Origin of the sequence: Achromobacter sp. Marseille-Q4954 (genome assembly GCF_943737025.1) — a bacterium.
In the GTDB taxonomy this organism is placed as follows: Bacteria; Pseudomonadota; Gammaproteobacteria; order Burkholderiales; family Burkholderiaceae_B; genus Achromobacter; species Achromobacter bronchisepticus_A.
Genome location: NZ_CALSFQ010000002.1, coordinates 895,867 through 912,136 on the forward strand (window position 1 = coordinate 895,867; position 16,270 = coordinate 912,136).

Genomic DNA, 16,270 nt, shown 5'->3' on the forward strand with positions numbered 1-16,270 from the left:
GGACCGCCGGGCAGCCCGCCCGGCATCCACTCCATAAGGAACCGCCATGCAAACCTTGATCGCTCCCGAAGTCGCCACCGCTCCCGCCGCGCAATTGGACGACAGCCAGCGCGTGCGCTGCGAGATCTGGACCCGCGTCATGGGCTACCACCGCCCTGTCACTTCCTTCAACACCGGCAAACAGGGCGAATTCAATGAACGCCGCTTCTTCGTCGAACGCCGCGCCTGAGGGCGCCACGCGAGCCGCCGCGTCGACCCCGGGCTGCGGCCCGGGCACGCGGCGGCTGACGGCGCGCCCGGCCTACCCGGCTGCGCCGCAACCGGTGGCCCAGCCCTTGCCGCGGCATTCACACGCCGTCGGCGGGCTGGTGCCATTTTCCACCGTGGACTGGCCCGGACAACTGGCGGCGGTCGTATTCATCGCGGGCTGCCCCTGGCGCTGCCACTACTGCCACAACGTCGAACTCCAGACCCGCGCCGCCCGCTACGACTGGCGCGAGATCCGCGCCTTCCTGGAAACGCGCAAAGGCCTGCTGGACGCCATCGTGTTCTCCGGCGGCGAGCCCTTGAGCGAACCGCGCCTGCCGCAGATGATCCGCGACGTCCGGCGCATGGGCTACCGCGTCGGCCTGCATACCGCCGGCATCTATCCCCTGCGCCTGGCCGACGTGCTGCGCCATCTGGATTGGGTCGGCCTGGACATCAAGGCCGACGCCCAGGGCTATGACGACGTCACCGGCCGCCGCGATTCGCAGCGCCCCGCGCTGGCCTGCCTGACGCAACTGCTGGCTGCCGGCATCGATTTCGAGTGCCGCATCACCTGGCATCCGGATTGGCTGGACGAGACGCGGCTGCTGACCCTGGCGCGCGAGCTGGCGCGCCGCGGAGTGCGCCGCTTCGCGGTGCAGGGCGTGCGCCGCTCGCCCGACGCGCCCCCGGTGCGCGCGCTAAGCGCCCCGGCCCTGGCGCTGCTGATGCAATGGTTCGAGGAGTTCGCCTATCGCTGAGCCAGGTGCTGCCGCACTTGATTCTGCGCAAGGCGACCCAACTCCCCTTGCTCTAGCCTCTGTCCACTTGAAAAGAGGAAAGACTCATCATGACGTGGTTCAAATCACTCACCCTCGCCGGACGCGAATTGCTGCCCATCGTCCAGGGCGGCATGGGCGTCGGCGTATCCGCCCATCGCCTGGCCGGCGCGGTCGCCAGCCAGAACGCCATGGGCACCATCGCCAGTGTGGATTTGCGCCACCACCACCCCGATCTGCTGGAGAAAACCGAGCGTTGCCATGACCGCGACATCATCGACAGCGCCAACCAGGAAGCGCTCGACCGCGAGGTGCGCGCCGCGCTGGACACCGCTCAGGGCCGCGGCCTGGTGGCGGTGAACGTCATGAAGGCGGTGCGCGACCACCCCGCCCTGGTGCGCCAGGCCTGCGAAAGCGGCGCCCACGCCATCGTGATGGGCGCCGGCCTGCCGCTGGACCTGCCCGAGATGACGGCCGACTACCCCAAGGTAGCGCTGGTGCCCATCCTGTCCGAGGCGCGCGGCGTGGCCGTGGTGCTGAAGAAATGGATGAAAAAGGGCCGCATGGCCGACGCCGTGGTGATCGAACACCCTGGGTACGCCGGCGGCCATCTGGGCGCGGCCCGGCTGGATGACGTGCACAGCGAGCGCTTCGACTTCCAGCATGTGCTGGCCGATTGCCATAAGCTGTTCCAGGAACTGGCGCTGGGTTCCGACGCCCCCCGCTTGATCGTGGCGGGCGGCGTGGGCAGCCATGAGCAAGTGCGCCATTGGCTGGCCAATGGCGCGGACGGCGTGCAGGTCGGCACGGCGTTTGCCGTCACCAGCGAAGGCGACGCGCACGAGAACTTCAAGCGCGTGCTGATCGACGCCGATCCGGACAAGCTGGCCGAATTCACCAGCGTCGCGGGCCTGCCTGCCCGCGCCGTGGAAACGCCCTGGCTGACGCGCTACCTGCGCCAGGAAAAGACGCTGCAGGCCAACACCCGCTGCGATGCGCGCCGCTGCAGCCAGCGCATGGACTGCCTGACGCAATGCGGATTGCGCGACGGCCTGGCGCGCTTCGGGCAATTCTGCATCGACCTGAAGCTGGCGGCCGCGATGCGCGGCGAAGTCAGCCGCGGCCTGTTCTTCCGCGGCGCGTCCAAGCTGCCCTTCGGCAACGCCGTACGTTCAGTGCGTGAATTGATGGACTATCTGCTGCACGGCGAGATGCCCGCCGCGGCCTGAGTCGCGCAAGACCGTCTTGGTCGGGATTTCCAAAAATAATTGAACGACGTACAATATTATTCGTCGTTCAATTATTTTCGCGTCATGGATTCCTCTGCCCTCCCTTCATCCGAATCCGCCGCGCCCGAAGCCGGGCGTCGCGAACGCAAGCGCCTGCAGACCCTGGACCACCTGGCGCAGACCGCCTGGCGCCTGTTCGAAACCCTGGGCTATGACGCGGTCACCATGGAACAGATCGCCGCGCAGGCGGACGTATCCAAGGGCACGCTGTACAACCATTTCCCCGTCAAGGAAGCCCTGCTCGCGCACCGCTTCCATGGCGAGCTGGCGGCCAGCGTCCGCGGCCTCCAGCCCGCGCTGCGCGCCCTGCCCACCCTCGCGCAGCGCCTGACGCGGCTACTGCATGCGTCGGCCCATTGGTCCGAATCGCATCGCGCCTATCTGGGGCCGTACCTGCGCTACCGGCTGTCCACGCTGCAGCCCGGCGCGCACGACGACGGCCGCTACCCGCGCAGCGGCATGCAGGCGCTGTACACCGCGCTGATCGAAGAAGCGCAGGCCGCCGGCCAGGCGCGTACCGATCTTGCCGCCGGGCAACTGGCCCATCAGCTGCAATTCCTGTATCTGGGCGCGATGCTGCGCTGGTTGGATCAACCTCGCAGCAGCCTGAAGGCAGAATTCGATGCCGCCATCAGTCTCTTCGTGCGCGGCGTACACCCCGAGGCCGGAGCATGACTGCCGCCGCGCTGGACTGGGCTGCCGCCGCCCTGGCCGGCCCGCACGCCGTCGGCGGCAAGGGCTGGCAGCTGGGCCGCATGGCGCAACTGGGTGTGCCGGTGCCCGACGGCTTCGTGCTGCCGGCCGCGCTGAGCCTTGACCACGAACCGGGCCAGGCGCTGCCGCCCGCCGTCACCCAGGCGCTGCGCGATGAACTGGCCGCGCGCGGCTGGCTCGAGCGGCCGCTGGCCTTGCGCTCGTCTGCACCACAGGAAGATTCCGCGGGCGCCTCATTCGCGGGGATCCATCTTTCCTGCCTGAACGTGCGCGGTGCGGATGCGGCGAGCGACGCGGTCCGGCAGGTTTGGGATTCGCAATGGACGCCGCAGGCGCGCGCCTACCGGCAGAAGCTGGGGCTGGACCCTGCCGGCATGGCCGTGGTCGTCATGCCGCTGATCGACGCGGTCGCCTCGGGCATCGCCTTCACCATCGATCCCGTGTCGGGGCGGCACGACGAGATGGTCATCCACGCCAACTGGGGCTTGGGCGAGTCGCTGGTCGACGGCGCGGCGCAAGGCGACGAATACCGCCTGCGCGAAGACTATCTGCGCCAGGCTTGGCCGCTGGCCGACCGGCGCATCGGCGCCAAACGCCACGCCAGCCAGGCCGCGGAAGGCTCCGGCACCTTGCTTGCTTCCACGCCCGCCGCGCTCGCGGCCCAGGCCGTGCTGAGCGACGCGCAGGCCGTAGCCCTGGGCGACATCGTGCGCGACGCGGCGCGCGCGCTGGACTATGCCGGCGGCGGCTACGACATCGAATGGGTCTGGGACGGGCGGCGCTTCTGGATCGTGCAGGCCCGTCCCGTCACCGTGGCGGCGCGCCACACCTATCCGGCGCTGCGCGCACAGCCCGCCTATTGGTCGCGCGGCAACACCCGCGAAGTGCTGCCGCTGGCCATGTCGGCGCTGGAATGGGATACGGGGCGCGTCATGGCGCAACGCATGCTGATCACGGGCTTTGAATTGAGCGGCTATACCCCCCTGCCGGGCTTGCGGCTGGCGGCGCTATTCCAGGGCCGGGTCTATCTGGACGCCTCGCTTATCCAGTGGGTGGGTTATGACGCGCTGGGCGTGCAGCCTAAAGCCATGAACGCCCTCTTGGGCGGCCCCCAGCCCGAGATCGAGGTAGCGCCTCTGACGCTGGGCCAACGCTTGCGGCACGGCGCGCGCATCCTGCGCTACCTGCGCCGCGCAGCGCCCTTGCGCAAGCAGGCGGAACTGGACCTGCCGCGCCTGTTCGCCCGCGCCCAGGCCTGGCTGGACGAGCCCGCGCCCGCATCCAACGCCGCGTTGGGCGCCCGCTTGTGGGACCAGTTCCTCACCGTGCTGGCGGCGGACCAACTGTTCTTCCTGCAAGGATCGGGCGGCGGCGCGCTGCACAAGCTGCTGGAACTGGTGGAAAAGGCCTGCCCGGGCGAAGGCCATGCGCTCACGGCCGCGTTGATGGCTGGCGGCGAACCCAGCGTGACCGCCGCGCAAAGCTATGCCCTGATGGCGCTGGCCAAGCTGGCCGCTGGCGATGCACGGGTGATGGACTGGCTGCGCGATCCCCGGCGCGACAGCGCCGGCTGGCAGCACGCCTTGCCGGATGGGGCTCCCTTCAAGCCGGCCTTCGCGGATTTCCTGCGCCAGTATGGCCACCGCGCCGTTTATGAAACCTATCTGCGCAACCCGCGCTGGCGCGAAGATCCCGCCTATCTGCTGGACAGCGTGCTGCAGCTGACCGACGCCGACCCTGCCACGCTACGCGCCCGGCAGGACAGCGCGGCAAGCCAGGCCCGGCAGCGCCTGCGCGCGGCATTGCCTTTCTGGCAGCGGCCGCTGGTCGCCCGGCTGCTGGCCGCGGCACGCATCGAGGGCAGGCAACGCGAGGCCGCGCGCAGCGTCCTGGTAGCCTATCTTGCGGCCGCTCGCAGGAACGCGCTGGCGCTGGGCCGGCGCTACGTCCGTCCCGACGGCCTGGCCGCCGCGGACGACATCTTCCATCTGACCGCCGCCGAACTCGTCGCCTTGGCCGAAGCCAGGCTCGCGCCCGCCGCGGCAGGCCGCCGCGCCGCCCTGCGCCGGACGCAGCTGGAATCCTGGGCGGCTACGCCGGATCAGGACGTCATCGCCGAATACGGCAAGGGCGCTTCCACAACGCTATCGCCGCTCGCGTCTGACAATACCGGCGCCACCGGTACCTGGCGCGGCACGCCCGCGGCCGGAGGCCGCGCGCAGGCAAGCGCGTTCGTGGCCCGCACGCCATCCGAGGGCCTGGCCATGCCCGCAGGCGGCGTCCTGGTGGCGGCGTCCACCGACCCGGCCTGGACGCCGCTGTTCCTGCGCGCGGGCGCCCTGGTCATGGAGGCAGGCGGCTACCTGTCGCATGGCGCCATCGTGGCGCGCGAGTTCGGCATACCGGCAATCGTCAATGTGCAGGGCATCATGCGGCACGTCGCCACCGGCGACATGCTGGACGTGGACGCGTCGCGCGGCACGGTGCGGCGGCTGGCATCCGCTTCCAGCCCGGGTCCATCCGGCCCGTAGAAGCCTGCTAGCGCGCCGCGGCCAGATCGAACTGGAACACCGCGCCCGATCCGGCGCGGTCCACCAGCCTGATCTCGCTGTGATGCAGCTGCAGGATGCGCTGCACGATCACCAGCCCCAGGCCGCCGCCGTCGCCAGGGCCGCGATTCAAGGCGCTGGCCCGCGTGAAAAGCCCCGCGCGCAATGCCTGCGGTATGCCCTCGCCTGTATCGCTGACTTGCACCTGCACCAGGTCATGCGCGCTGCCCAGCCGCAGTTCGATGAGGCCGCCGGGCGGGCTGTGGCGGATGGCGTTGTCCAGCAGGTTGGTCAGCACGCGTTCGATCAGCCCCAGGTCCGCGCGCACCGGCGGCAACTCGCGCGGGATATCGGTGGTCAGGCGCTGCTGCCGCGCCTCGGCCGCCAGCTCGAACTTCTGGATCACGTCCTGCACCAGTTCCGGCAGCGAAAAGGTCTCGGGCTCCAGCCGCACCAGCCCGGACTCCAGCCGCGCCAATTCGAAGAGTTCCTGCGCCAGGCGGCCGACCTTGCGGCTCTGGGCCAGCGCAATGTCCAGGTAGCGGCGGCGCTCGTCCGCGTCCAGCGTCTGGTCCTTCAGCCTCAGGGTTTCCAGATAGCCGTGCAGCGAGGTCAGCGGCGTGCGCAGATCGTGCGAGATATTGGCGACCAGGTCGCGCCGCTGCTGGTCTTGCCGCGTCAGTTCGCGCCACTGGTCGGATATGCGCTTGCCCATCTGCACGAAGCTGCGCCGCAACACCGCGATCTCGTCGCCATTGCGCGCCGCTGCATCGCCCGGACGCTCCAGCGCGGCCAGGGCCTGCCCGTCGTCGCCGTCGAAGGCGCGCACCGCGCGCGTCAGGCCGCGCAGCGGCCGCGTGATCAAGGCAAACGCCGCCAGGCCCGCCACCAGGCCCAGCAGCGCGACCAGCGCGATCGACCACAAGGTCGTGCGCAGCACCGAACTGCGCGACACGGCCATCGCCAACGCGTCGTGCGCCTGGCCCTGCAAGACCACGTAGACGTAACCCTTTTCCTGCCCGCCCACGCGCACCGGCGCGGCGCTGAAGACTTTCTGCGCGTCCAGGCTGCGCGGGTCGTCGCCGGTGATGGGCAGCGTGTCGCCGGCCAACAAGCGCTTGACCGGTCCCAGGTCGACATGGTCGCGCTTGATCTGGCCGGCGGGCGCGGCATCGCCCACGATGCGGCCGTCATTGGACAGCAGGTAAACCTCGACCGCCGGATTCACCGCCATCAGCATGTCGAACAGCGAGCGCACCGCGGCGGGCTTCCAGCCGTTGGTGTCCATCAATTCGTTGGCGCCGGCGATGTGCTGCGCCAGTCCGCTGGACAGGCGTTGGACCACCTCCTGCTCATAGCGGGAATTGGCCGCGATCTGCAGCCAGGCCGAGGCGCCGCAGCTGGCAAGCAACAACAGCGCGAACACGGCGGACAGCCGTTGGGTAAGCGTGAACCGCTTCATGATGCGCCTCCCGCGCCGGCCGGCCCCGCGGCGAATTTATAGCCCTTGCCCCACACCGTCAGAATGCGCTGCGGATCCGACGGGTCCGCCTCGATCTTCACCCGCAGCCGGTTGATGTGGGTGTTGACCGTGTGTTCATAGCCTTCGTGCTGGTAGCCCCAGACCTGGTTCAGCAGATCCATGCGCGAAAAAACCTTGTCCGGGTGCCGCGCGAAGAAATGCAGCAGGTCGAACTCGCGCGGCGTCAGGTCCAGCCGGCGGCCGTCGACCTCGGCCGTGCGCGCCACCGGGTCGATGGCCACGCCGTGCAGGGCCAGGCTGCCGGCGTCGATGCGCGCGTTGCGCTCCAGGGCTTCGCTGCGGCGCAGGAGCGCCCGCACCCGCGCCACCAGTTCCAGCATCGAGAACGGCTTGGCCAGGTAGTCGTCCGCGCCCAGCTCCAAGCCCAGGATGCGGTGCACCTCGCTGGAGCGCGCGCTGGTGATGATGATGGGCGTGTAGCGCGCCATGGCGCGGGCGCGCTTGCAGATTTCCAGGCCGTCGATGCCGGGCAGCATCAGGTCCAGCACCAGGGCGTCCCAGCCGCCTTCCTCCAGCCTGCGCATGCCTTCGTTGCCGTCGGCGGCATGTTCGACCGCGTAGCCTTCGTCCCGCAGATGCAGGCGCAGCAGTTCGGCGATGTGGGCGTCGTCTTCGACGATGAGTACGCGTCGGGGCGTGTCCATGGGCGGGAAACTCAAAAAGGGTTATGCGCCTATTGTCGCCAATCCGCGCCGCCGAGTTATCACAATTAATTTAAGTTTGCGTGAGGACTTCGGTATCGGCCACGGGGAAGAATGGCTCCAACGACAACCAGCCCCCCGGAGCCCGCCATGCTGGCCACCCCCGCAAGCCACCACGCGCCGCCCGTCCCGCCCGCCAATGCTCCCGTCCATCCCGGCTGGCTGCGCGCCATGCACTGGCTCAACGCCCTGGCCGTGGTGGTCATGGCAATGAGCGGCTGGCGCATCTACAACGCCTCGCCCTTGTTCGACTTCGTCTTCCCCCGGGAGATCACGCTGGGCGGCTGGCTCGGCGGCGCCCTGCAATGGCACTTCGCCGGCATGTGGCTGCTGTTCTTCAACGGCATCCTGTACCTGGCCATGAATCTGGCCACCGGCCGCCTCTGGCGCAAGTTCTTCCCCTTGAGCATCCGCGGCATTGCCGCAGACCTGGGCGCGGCGCTGCACGGCAAGCTCGCCCACGCCGATCCGCGCCGCTACAACCAGGTGCAGCGGCTGGCCTACCTGTTCGTGATGGCCGACATCGCCGTGCTGGTGCTGTCCGGGCTGGTGCTGTGGAAGTCGGTGCAGTTCGAACTGCTGCGCGAGCTGCTGGGCGGATACGAGACCGCGCGCCGCGTGCACTTCATTGCCATGGCCTTGCTGACGGCTTTCGTGGCGATCCATCTGGTGATGGTGGCACTGGTGCCACGCAGCCTGATCGCCATGATCCGCGGCAAATAAGGAGCCCTCCGTGAACAAGCACAAGCGCCCCTCCCTGCCCGGCCTGGACGGCCCGGCCATTCTCAAGGAAGCCGGAAGGATCCTGCAAAAACGGGTCGAACAGCCCTCGCGCCGCGCTTTCCTGCGCAACAGCCTGACCCTGGGCGGGCTGGCCATGCTGTCGGGATGCTCGCTGTCGGACGATGACAGCGTGGAACAAGCGCTGACCGCGGTTTCTCGCTTCAATGACCGGGTGCAGGGCTGGATCTTCGACCCCAACAAGCTGGCGCCGACCTATCCCGAATCGATGATCACGCGGCCCTTCCCCTTCAATGCCTACTACGGCATTGACGAGGTCCGCCACGTGGACGAGGAATCGTTCCGCCTGGAAGTCAGCGGACTGGTCGCCGACAAGCGCCGCTGGCGGCTGGAGGAACTGCGCGCCATGGCGCAGATCGACCAGGTGACGCGGCACATCTGCGTCGAAGGCTGGAGCGCCATCGGCAAATGGGGCGGCGTGCCGTTCTCCGCCTTCCTCAAGCGCGTGGGCGCGGACCTGAGCGCCAAGTACGTGGGCTTCAAATGCGCCGACGACTACTACACCAGCATCGACATGCCCACCGCACTGCACCCCCAGACCATCCTGGCGCTGACCTATGACGGCCAGACGCTGCCACCAGAGTACGGCTTCCCCATGAAGCTGCGCATGCCTACCAAGCTTGGTTACAAGAACCCCAAGCACATACAGGCAATTTTCGTCACCAACACCTACCCGGGCGGTTACTGGGAGGACCAGGGCTACAACTGGTTCGGCGGCAGCTAGGTGGAATCTTTCACGCTTTCACTCTCCATAAAGGAACGCATCATGAAGAAAATCGCTACCACCGCCGCGCTGTCCCTGTGCCTGGCTTTCGGCGCCGCGGCAGTCCACGCCGCCGACAACATGAGCAAGGACGCCATGGGCGGCGGCTCGATGTCCAAGGACTCGATGTCCAAGGATGGCATGTCGAAGGATGGGATGTCGAAGAGCGGCATGTCCAAGGACGGCATGTCGAAAGATGGGATGTCGAAGGACTCCATGTCGAAAGACAGCATGTCGAAGGATGGCATGTCGAAAGACAGCATGTCGAAGGACGGAATGTCGAAGGACGGAATGTCCAAAGGCGGAATGTCCAAGGACAGCATGTCCAAAGACGGCATGAAGCAGTGACTCCCAATCTACCAGCCCTGTTCCGGAGCATGTCATGAGACTAGACCGCAGGCATTTCCTGGGCCTGGGCAGCGCGGCGGCCATCGCCGCCGGCCTGGCCCCGGTCCTTGCGGCGCGCGGCGGCCCGGCCGCCGCCGCCCAGGCCTTCCCCTACACGCTGAGCGACGCGCAATGGCGCGAACGGCTCACGCGCGAACAATATGAGGTACTGCGCCGCGAAGGCACCGAGCGTCCCTACTCCAGCCCGCTGGACAAGGAGCATCGCAAGGGCGCCTACGCCTGCGCCGGCTGCGCCCATCCGCTGTTCTCGTCGTCCACCAAGTTCGACAGCGGCACCGGCTGGCCCAGCTTCTGGCAGCCGCTGGACGGCGCCGTCGGCGAGACCAAGGATCGCAGCTTCGGCATGACGCGCATCGCCGTGCATTGCGCCAACTGCGGTGGCCATCTGGGCCATGTCTTCGACGACGGCCCCCGCCCGACCGGACTACGCTATTGCATGAATGGCGTGGCCCTCGCATTCACCCCGCAGGCCTGAACTCGGGCCGCCCCATCCATCAGGAGAGACCATGTCCGCCACCCGCCTGCCCCGCAAATTCTGCGCCGCGCTGGCCGCCGCCTGCGGCCTCTTGGGCGCCGCCTCGGCCAGCGCCGCCGAAACCGCCTTCGTCATTCCGCCCCCGGCCCTGGACCAGCCCGCGGCCGCCGCTCCGCAAAAGGCCGTCATCGCCGGCGGTTGCTTCTGGGGCGTGCAAGCCGTGTTCCAGCACGTCAAGGGGGTGAGCTCGGCCGTCTCCGGCTACGCCGGCGGCCAGGCGTCCACCGCCAATTACGACACCGTCAGCGGAGGACGCAGCGGCCACGCCGAAGCGGTCGAGATCACCTACGACCCCGCCCAGGTCAGCTACGGCCAGCTGCTGCAGATCTATTTCTCGGTGGCCCACGACCCCACCCAGCTCAACCGCCAGGGTCCGGACACCGGCACCCAGTACCGCTCCGCGGTCTTCCCCGCGAACGACGACCAGCGCAAGGTGGCCGAGGCCTACATCGCGCAACTGAACAAGACCGGCGTCTATCCCAAGGCGCTTGCCACGACGATAGAACCGCTGAAGGCCTTCTACCCCGCCGAGGACTACCACCAGGACTATCTCGTGCGCCATCCGTACAGCATGTACATCATGGTGAACGACGTGCCCAAGGTCGAGAACCTGGCGAAGACGTTTCCGCAGCGCTATCGGGACAAGCCCGTACTGGTGAACTGAAAACGATAGATGGAGCCGGCCGCGCGGAATGAAGTCGGCCGCGCGCCAGGCTACGAAGCTCTCATCTCCTTCTTTTCCTGCGTCTCCGTTTTTCTCCACCGTAATGCGACTTGATGGCGAGAAACGTGCCCGTACCCAACGCCGGGAGTTTGAACGCACCGAAGACTACAGGACCCGAAGATTCATCATTTCCTCAAAATACTGCTTCAGCAGCTTCATTTGCCGCTCGTGGGCCAGGCAAAGACAAGCAGCAGGTACCGTAGACGGAAACCGTAGACGCTTCCCATGCCTACACCTAATGGTTGCCTGAAAAATGGCAATGCTGAAAGAGGTTGAAAATGGGCAGAGTGAGCGCCAAACTCCCACAAGCCGTCAAATTTTGCCGTCGAACACCATACAATTTGTTGAACTGTTCGATTTGTACGCATTGGACTTGAACCGCTCGGCACAACCCCGTACCCACATGTTCCAACTACGACAGCTAAAGATCTTCGTCGCGGCGATGGAAACGCTGAGCTTCACGAAAGCCGCCAAACAGGTGCATCTGTCCCAACCCAGCGTTACGGAACAGATACGGGCGCTGGAAGAGAGCGTCGGCCAGGCGCTGTTCGTCCGCCAGAACAATCGCCTGCAGCCCACCCCGGCCGCAGAGAGATTGGCCATTCGAGCGCGCGAATTGCTTGCGCGGGCCGATGACGCCTTCCGGGAAGTCCGCGAAAACGTCGGCGATTCGGGCGGCACGATCCGGGTCGCCGCGCCGCAGACTTTGTGCACCAGTGTGTTGGTTCCGCAACTGCTGCGCTTTGCCGGCATGCATCCCGGAACGCAGGTTGCGGTCCAGGAAAAAAACTCCATGGCAACCGCCCAGGCTGTGCTCGATGGGACGGCCGACCTTGGTCTGGTGCACGGATGGCCGGAAAACGACGCCGACCTTCGGGTGGAAGCCATTGCGCGGGACATGCCGGTGGTCGTGATGCCCCCAGGGCATCCACTATGCCAGGCTGCTGACATCAAGGCCGACGCGCTTGCCGCGTTTCCGCTGGTTGTCACGATGGAAGGCTGCCGGTATCGGACATACCTGGAGGCCGTGCTGCAGGAAGCCCCGGCGCAGCCGCGTATCCGCGGTGTCGCCGAGAGCGTACCGGCCTTGATACAGATGGTGTCCGCAGGCCTCGGGGTATCGATCCTGCCGCGGATGGCCATGGATCCCGCATTAACAACGGCAGGCGTCCAGTGGCGGCCATTGTCCACTGCGGGAGCCGGTCTTCCCATCTGCCTGCTCATCTTGCACCGAACGCCTACGCGCCAGGTGGCCGCCTTTATCGAGATGATCCGCCTCGCGGCGGCCGGCTCAGACGAGCCGATGGCCGCCATCGACATGCAGCACGGTACCGGTCGTGTAGCCATTGCCGATCAGGAAGCCGATGGCATCCGCGATATCGCTGCCAGCGCCGACTCGGCCCACGGGTAGCCGCTCGGCCATCGACGCCAAAAGCGGTCCGCTGTCGGCGCCGGCCACGTCATTCCAGATGGGCGTATCCACCCAGCCCGGCGATACGGCATTGATCCGCAACGGCGCAAGCTCGACCGCCATGGCGCGCACCACACCCTCCAACGCGGCATTGATCGCGGCCACGGCGATGCCCTTCGGCCGGGGACGGTAGGCGGCAATGCCGGAAGTCAGGGTGATGGAACCGTGCGCCGCCATGCGCTGGGCGCCATGTTTGGCCAGCAGGATCGGCGCGACGACCTTCGAGCGGATGGCCCGGTCGAGCGCGTCCAGCGAGAGGTCCGGTAGCAGCTCATAGGCGCCGCGTATGTCGGCAGCCGTGCAGACCAGATGATCCACCGGGCCTGATTCTTCAAACAGCCGTTGCACTTGCGCTTCACTCGTCACATCCGCCTGGTGCAGGCGCGGCGCGCCAAACGCTCGCAACTGCTCCCGCGCCGCCTCGAGCTTGCCGCGGGATCTGCCCACGATCAGCACCTCGCAGTGCATGCCCAGCAATCGCTCGCTGACGGCCAGCCCCATGCCGGAACTACCGCCGACCACCACAACCCGTTGCCCCGCAAGACCATTGCCCATGCTCATTTCCTTGAAATACGTGTTTGGAGTAAGCGATGGTGGCGTTACGCGCTGCCGGGCGCCAGCAGGAATGTTTGATTGAGGCATCGGCTAGCCCGATGCTCGCGCGGCTCGGCGGACGTGCGCTGGGCGCCGTTGCCCACGGCGTGTTCTGGGCCTTGGCCGCGGCGACCGCCACGCGCATTGCCCCGCCCGCGCGCGGAGGCCTGGCCACCGCCCTCATTTTTGGCGGGATTTTGATCGCCACCGTCGCGGGCGTACCGTTGGCCAACCTGTGCGGCGCCATCGGCCGCATCCGGACATACCGCAGTGCTCAACGGCGGCGGCGCGACGCTGGGCGGTATCATGCTGGCCAAGACCGGCGTTGCCGGCAAACGAGTCCAGGAGAAGTACAGCAGTGAACGATACCCACATTCCGGAAACGGAAGCCCCCGACGACCGCAAAGAACAGCTGCCCACGCTGTGGCGCGATGACGGCTGGACCGCCCGGATCATCAAGAACGAGGAAGACGACGGCTGGGCCGTGGAGATGACCATGGACGGAGAAGCCGAGCCCGCGCTGGTCGGCCCATGGACCATGGGCCGCGACAAGAAAAACCCCAAGCCGCTCGACTCCCCCGCCTTCATCACCCTGGTCAAGACCGCCCGGGAAGTCCTGCGCCGTCACGAGCAGCAATTGCACGCGACGCTGCACAAGAGCGTGAAGATCGACGCCGCCGCGGGCCGCCTGACCATCAAGCTGGATATCGTTCCCGACGAAGACGAGCCCTACGCCGTGTTGAGCGCCTACGACGAATCCGGCGAACAATTGGCGCGGACCCAGGTCGCGCCGACGTACAAGCTGAGCGTGCAGCGCGCCTCGGAGTGGGCCAGCGGCGGCTTCGGCAAGCACGGCTGATACGCGGCGCTGACAAGCACCGGCTGCTGGCCGCTGCGGCGCCCGCGCGCAAAAGCAAAGCTGGCCACGTCAACGCGGCCAGCTTTGTCCCACTGAATCAAACCATCGCGGCCGGCTCAATGCCCGGTCGAATCCCCTTCCCGGCTGGCTTCGAACAGGAACCAGGTGCGCCGTTCGGTCTCGTCGATCCAGTTCTCGATCAGGCTGGAGCTGGCGATGTCGCGGTGTTCATCGGTGATGTTGTGCGCTTCGCGCAACGCCGCCGCCAGGACCTTGTTGTCCTCGCGCAGCTCGGCCAGCATGTCCAGCGGCTGCACGTAATCCGCATCGTTGTCCGAGATACGCTGCGAGCGCGCGATGTGTCCGATGGACCGCAGCGTCGTGCCGCCGATCTTGCGGATGCGCTCGGCGATGGGATCCGTCATGGCGAACAGCTGGTCGCCCTGCTCGTCCAGCAGCAGGTGGTAATCCCGGAAATGGGGGCCGCTGACGTGCCAATGAAAGTTCTTGGTCTTGAGATACAGCGCGAACACGTCGGCGAGTATCTGGTTCAGCGCGGCGGAAATATCCCTGGTGGCCGCCGACGCCAGGTCGGTCGGCGTCGCCAGCGGGCGCTTGCGGCGCTCTTTCAGGGCTTTGGTGGTCTTCTCATCCAGTTTCTTGGCCATGGGTCGCAACTCCTAGGAATGATGGTGAAAACGCACGCGCGGCGCCAGGCTTGCTTGCGCCGCGACTTCGCTAGCGTAAATCCGCCCGCGCTTTTTTGCCAATGTCCTGGATCAAGGCGCTCCCCCTTTCTGAAATCCGGTCCGGCTAGGAGTATGCTACGGCGCGTCAATTCAGCCGGATCCCTTCATCGCCATGCGCGGCAATCCCGACACCAGGCAAGGCGCCATCGCCCTGCACGGGTTTTACTTCCTGTACTACGGCCTGCAGGGAGTCAGCATTCCCTTCCTGCCCCTATGGTTCGCCAGCCGCGGCCTGGATCCCGCCGTCATCGGCCTGATCGTCGCCACGTCCTTCCTGCCCAAGATCCTGTCCACGCCCGTGGTCGCCCACGTCGCCGACCAGACCGGCCGCGCGCACGCCCTGATCGCCGCGGCGCTGGCGGCGTCGCTGGCGCTGTTCGTCTGCTATCCGTTCAGCAGCACGCCCGGCTGGCTGCTGGCCATCACCCTGCTGCTCAATGCCGTCTTCCCGGCGGTATTGCCGCTGATGGACCGCATGGCCATCGCCAGCGGCCGGGGCCAAGGCAGTTCCTACACGGTCATGCGCGCCTGCGGCTCGCTGGGCTTTGCCGTGGTCACCGTGATCGGCGGCTACCTGATCAAGACCTTTGACGCCAACTGGGTGATGTGGCTGTCCATCCTCCTCATCATCGCCTGCCTGGCTTGCGTGCGGCTGCTGCCCCGGGCGGCACGCCCCACTCCCGACGAGGCGCCCGCGCCAGCGGCGCGCCTGCCCATGCTCGAGGTCCTGCGCGACCGCCCGCTGCTCATGTGCATCGCGGCGGCCTCGCTGGTCCAGGCCAGCAACGGCTTTCTCTATTCCTATTCCACGCTGTACTGGACCGCCAGCGGCCTGTCGACTTCGCTGATATCCATGCTGTGGGTGGTGGGCGTGGCCAGCGAGGTCCTGTTCTTCTTCCTGGCGCCCCGCATCCTGGCGCGCACGGGCGCCCAGTGGCTGATCCTGGCATCCGCCGTCATGACCGCGATCCGCTGGACCGGGCTCTCCGCCACTACCGATCCCACGCTGATCGCGGCGCTGCAGCTGCTGCAGTGCTTCACATTGGCCGGCAACAACGCCGCCATCATGTGGTACATCACCCGGCACGTGCCCGCGGCGATCAAGACCTCGGCGATCGCGCTTTACGCCTTGCTGTCGGGCGGAGTCTTCATGTTCGCCAGCATCCAGCTGGGCGGCGCGCTGTATCGCAGCTATGCGCCGGGAGGGTTCCTGGTGATGGCGTTGTGCGCTGTCGGCGCGGTGCCGCTGGTGATTTATGCGGAGAAACTGCGGAGGAAGGCCGCCTGACCAGAAGCCGGAAAAAAAAGGCCTCGCAAGCGAGGCCTCTTCGTCAGCAGCAGCCGATCCGCTTCTTCCCGCCATAGCGCGCGTCCTGCCGCTCGCGGAAAAATGCTTCGTAGCTCATCGGCTCCTGGTCCGGGTGCGTGCGCCGCATGTGGGCCACATACGTTTCGTAGTCCGGCACGCCGACCATCAGCCGGAGCGTCTGCCCCAGGTAGCGGCCGGCGGCGCCGGCCGCGGAACTCATGTTCGTAAACAGCATG

The 16,270-nt window shown here is 67.1% G+C and carries 18 protein-coding genes and 1 pseudogene; 13 read left to right on the forward strand and 6 right to left on the reverse strand.

Going from position 1 to position 16,270, the window contains the following annotated elements; genetic code table 11:
- Positions 1-46: 46 nt before the first annotated feature.
- The 5 genes from nrdD to NGK62_RS22160 all read left to right on the forward strand — a co-directional run bounded on the left by nrdD (position 47) and on the right by NGK62_RS22160 (position 5,559).
- On the forward strand, positions 47-229 hold the full coding sequence (gene nrdD, locus NGK62_RS22140) for an anaerobic ribonucleoside-triphosphate reductase (protein ID WP_059379637.1): 183 nt from the start codon (positions 47-49) through the stop codon (positions 227-229).
- On the forward strand, positions 195-1,007 hold the full coding sequence (locus NGK62_RS22145; protein ID WP_187774043.1) for an anaerobic ribonucleoside-triphosphate reductase activating protein: 813 nt from the start codon (positions 195-197) through the stop codon (positions 1,005-1,007). Before nrdD ends, NGK62_RS22145 begins: the two co-directional genes overlap by 35 nt.
- An 89-nt stretch (positions 1,008-1,096) precedes the next feature.
- On the forward strand, positions 1,097-2,254 hold the full coding sequence (locus tag NGK62_RS22150) for an NAD(P)H-dependent flavin oxidoreductase (protein ID WP_059379633.1): 1,158 nt from the start codon (positions 1,097-1,099) through the stop codon (positions 2,252-2,254).
- Positions 2,255-2,338: 84 nt separating this feature from the next.
- Positions 2,339-2,989, forward strand: a complete 651-nt coding sequence (locus NGK62_RS22155) for a TetR/AcrR family transcriptional regulator (RefSeq protein ID WP_118935133.1) — start codon at positions 2,339-2,341, stop codon at positions 2,987-2,989.
- Positions 2,986-5,559, forward strand: coding sequence for a PEP/pyruvate-binding domain-containing protein (locus tag NGK62_RS22160; protein ID WP_251880401.1), 2,574 nt, complete (start codon positions 2,986-2,988; stop codon positions 5,557-5,559). Before NGK62_RS22155 ends, NGK62_RS22160 begins: the two co-directional genes overlap by 4 nt.
- Positions 5,560-5,566: 7 nt before the next feature.
- Here NGK62_RS22160 and NGK62_RS22165 read toward each other — a convergent pair whose 3' ends face one another.
- Complete coding sequence (locus tag NGK62_RS22165) at positions 5,567-7,039, reverse strand: sensor histidine kinase (protein ID WP_251880403.1); 1,473 nt, start codon at positions 7,037-7,039, stop codon at positions 5,567-5,569.
- A complete protein-coding gene (locus NGK62_RS22170; protein ID WP_059379629.1) occupies positions 7,036-7,764 on the reverse strand; it encodes a response regulator transcription factor in 729 nt (242 codons plus the stop codon). Before NGK62_RS22170 ends, NGK62_RS22165 begins: the two co-directional genes overlap by 4 nt.
- Before the next feature lie 147 nt (positions 7,765-7,911).
- Here NGK62_RS22170 and NGK62_RS22175 point away from each other — a divergent pair, with 147 nt between their 5' ends.
- From NGK62_RS22175 to NGK62_RS22185, 3 genes are read left to right on the forward strand one after another with little or no spacing between them, the layout of a single operon-like run.
- Positions 7,912-8,544, forward strand: coding sequence for a cytochrome b/b6 domain-containing protein (locus tag NGK62_RS22175; protein ID WP_251880405.1), 633 nt, complete (start codon positions 7,912-7,914; stop codon positions 8,542-8,544).
- 10 nt (positions 8,545-8,554) lie between these two features.
- Positions 8,555-9,346, forward strand: coding sequence for a molybdopterin-binding protein (locus NGK62_RS22180; RefSeq protein WP_251880407.1), 792 nt, complete (start codon positions 8,555-8,557; stop codon positions 9,344-9,346).
- Between the two features lie 42 nt (positions 9,347-9,388).
- The gene (locus NGK62_RS22185; protein WP_251880409.1) at positions 9,389-9,733 is read left to right on the forward strand and encodes a pentapeptide MXKDX repeat protein; all 345 of its coding nucleotides are present in this window, start codon (positions 9,389-9,391) and stop codon (positions 9,731-9,733) included.
- On the opposite strand, the pseudogene NGK62_RS32385 reads toward NGK62_RS22185, so the two are convergent.
- Positions 9,656-9,817: pseudogene (locus NGK62_RS32385) on the reverse strand (hypothetical protein); the annotation flags it as partial. The gene NGK62_RS22185 and the pseudogene NGK62_RS32385 sit on opposite strands and share 78 nt — an antisense overlap.
- Here NGK62_RS32385 and msrB point away from each other — a divergent pair.
- The 3 genes from msrB (at position 9,768) to NGK62_RS22200 (ending at position 12,463) form a co-directional block, all read left to right on the forward strand.
- A complete protein-coding gene (gene msrB / locus NGK62_RS22190; RefSeq protein ID WP_059379625.1) occupies positions 9,768-10,268 on the forward strand; it encodes a peptide-methionine (R)-S-oxide reductase MsrB in 501 nt (166 codons plus the stop codon). The pseudogene NGK62_RS32385 and the gene msrB sit on opposite strands and share 50 nt — an antisense overlap.
- Before the next feature lie 31 nt (positions 10,269-10,299).
- A complete protein-coding gene (msrA, locus tag NGK62_RS22195) occupies positions 10,300-10,992 on the forward strand; it encodes a peptide-methionine (S)-S-oxide reductase MsrA (RefSeq protein WP_118935070.1) in 693 nt (230 codons plus the stop codon).
- A gap of 319 nt (positions 10,993-11,311) precedes the next feature.
- Entirely contained in the window at positions 11,312-12,463 is a 1,152-nt protein-coding gene (locus NGK62_RS22200; RefSeq protein ID WP_251880411.1) for a LysR family transcriptional regulator, read from the forward strand.
- Here the strand turns inward: NGK62_RS22200 and NGK62_RS22205 are convergent.
- Positions 12,344-13,078, reverse strand: a complete 735-nt coding sequence (locus NGK62_RS22205; protein ID WP_251880414.1) for an SDR family oxidoreductase — start codon at positions 13,076-13,078, stop codon at positions 12,344-12,346. The two genes, NGK62_RS22200 and NGK62_RS22205, sit on opposite strands and share 120 nt — an antisense overlap.
- A 397-nt stretch (positions 13,079-13,475) precedes the next feature.
- Here NGK62_RS22205 and NGK62_RS22210 point away from each other — a divergent pair, with 397 nt between their 5' ends.
- Positions 13,476-13,976, forward strand: a complete 501-nt coding sequence (locus NGK62_RS22210) for a hypothetical protein (protein ID WP_059379620.1) — start codon at positions 13,476-13,478, stop codon at positions 13,974-13,976.
- A 116-nt stretch (positions 13,977-14,092) separates the two neighbouring features.
- Here NGK62_RS22210 and NGK62_RS22215 read toward each other — a convergent pair whose 3' ends face one another.
- Positions 14,093-14,644: a Dps family protein gene (locus NGK62_RS22215; protein WP_013393536.1), complete on the reverse strand. Its 552-nt coding sequence runs from the start codon at positions 14,642-14,644 to the stop codon at positions 14,093-14,095.
- Positions 14,645-14,837: 193 nt separating this feature from the next.
- On the opposite strand from NGK62_RS22215, the gene NGK62_RS22220 reads away from it, so the two are divergent.
- On the forward strand, positions 14,838-16,013 hold the full coding sequence (locus tag NGK62_RS22220) for an MFS transporter (RefSeq protein WP_059379617.1): 1,176 nt from the start codon (positions 14,838-14,840) through the stop codon (positions 16,011-16,013).
- Between the two features lie 43 nt (positions 16,014-16,056).
- Here NGK62_RS22220 and NGK62_RS22225 read toward each other — a convergent pair whose 3' ends face one another.
- The gene (locus NGK62_RS22225; RefSeq protein WP_118935066.1) at positions 16,057-16,269 is read right to left on the reverse strand and encodes a YbdD/YjiX family protein; all 213 of its coding nucleotides are present in this window, start codon (positions 16,267-16,269) and stop codon (positions 16,057-16,059) included.
- Position 16,270 lies beyond the last annotated feature (1 nt).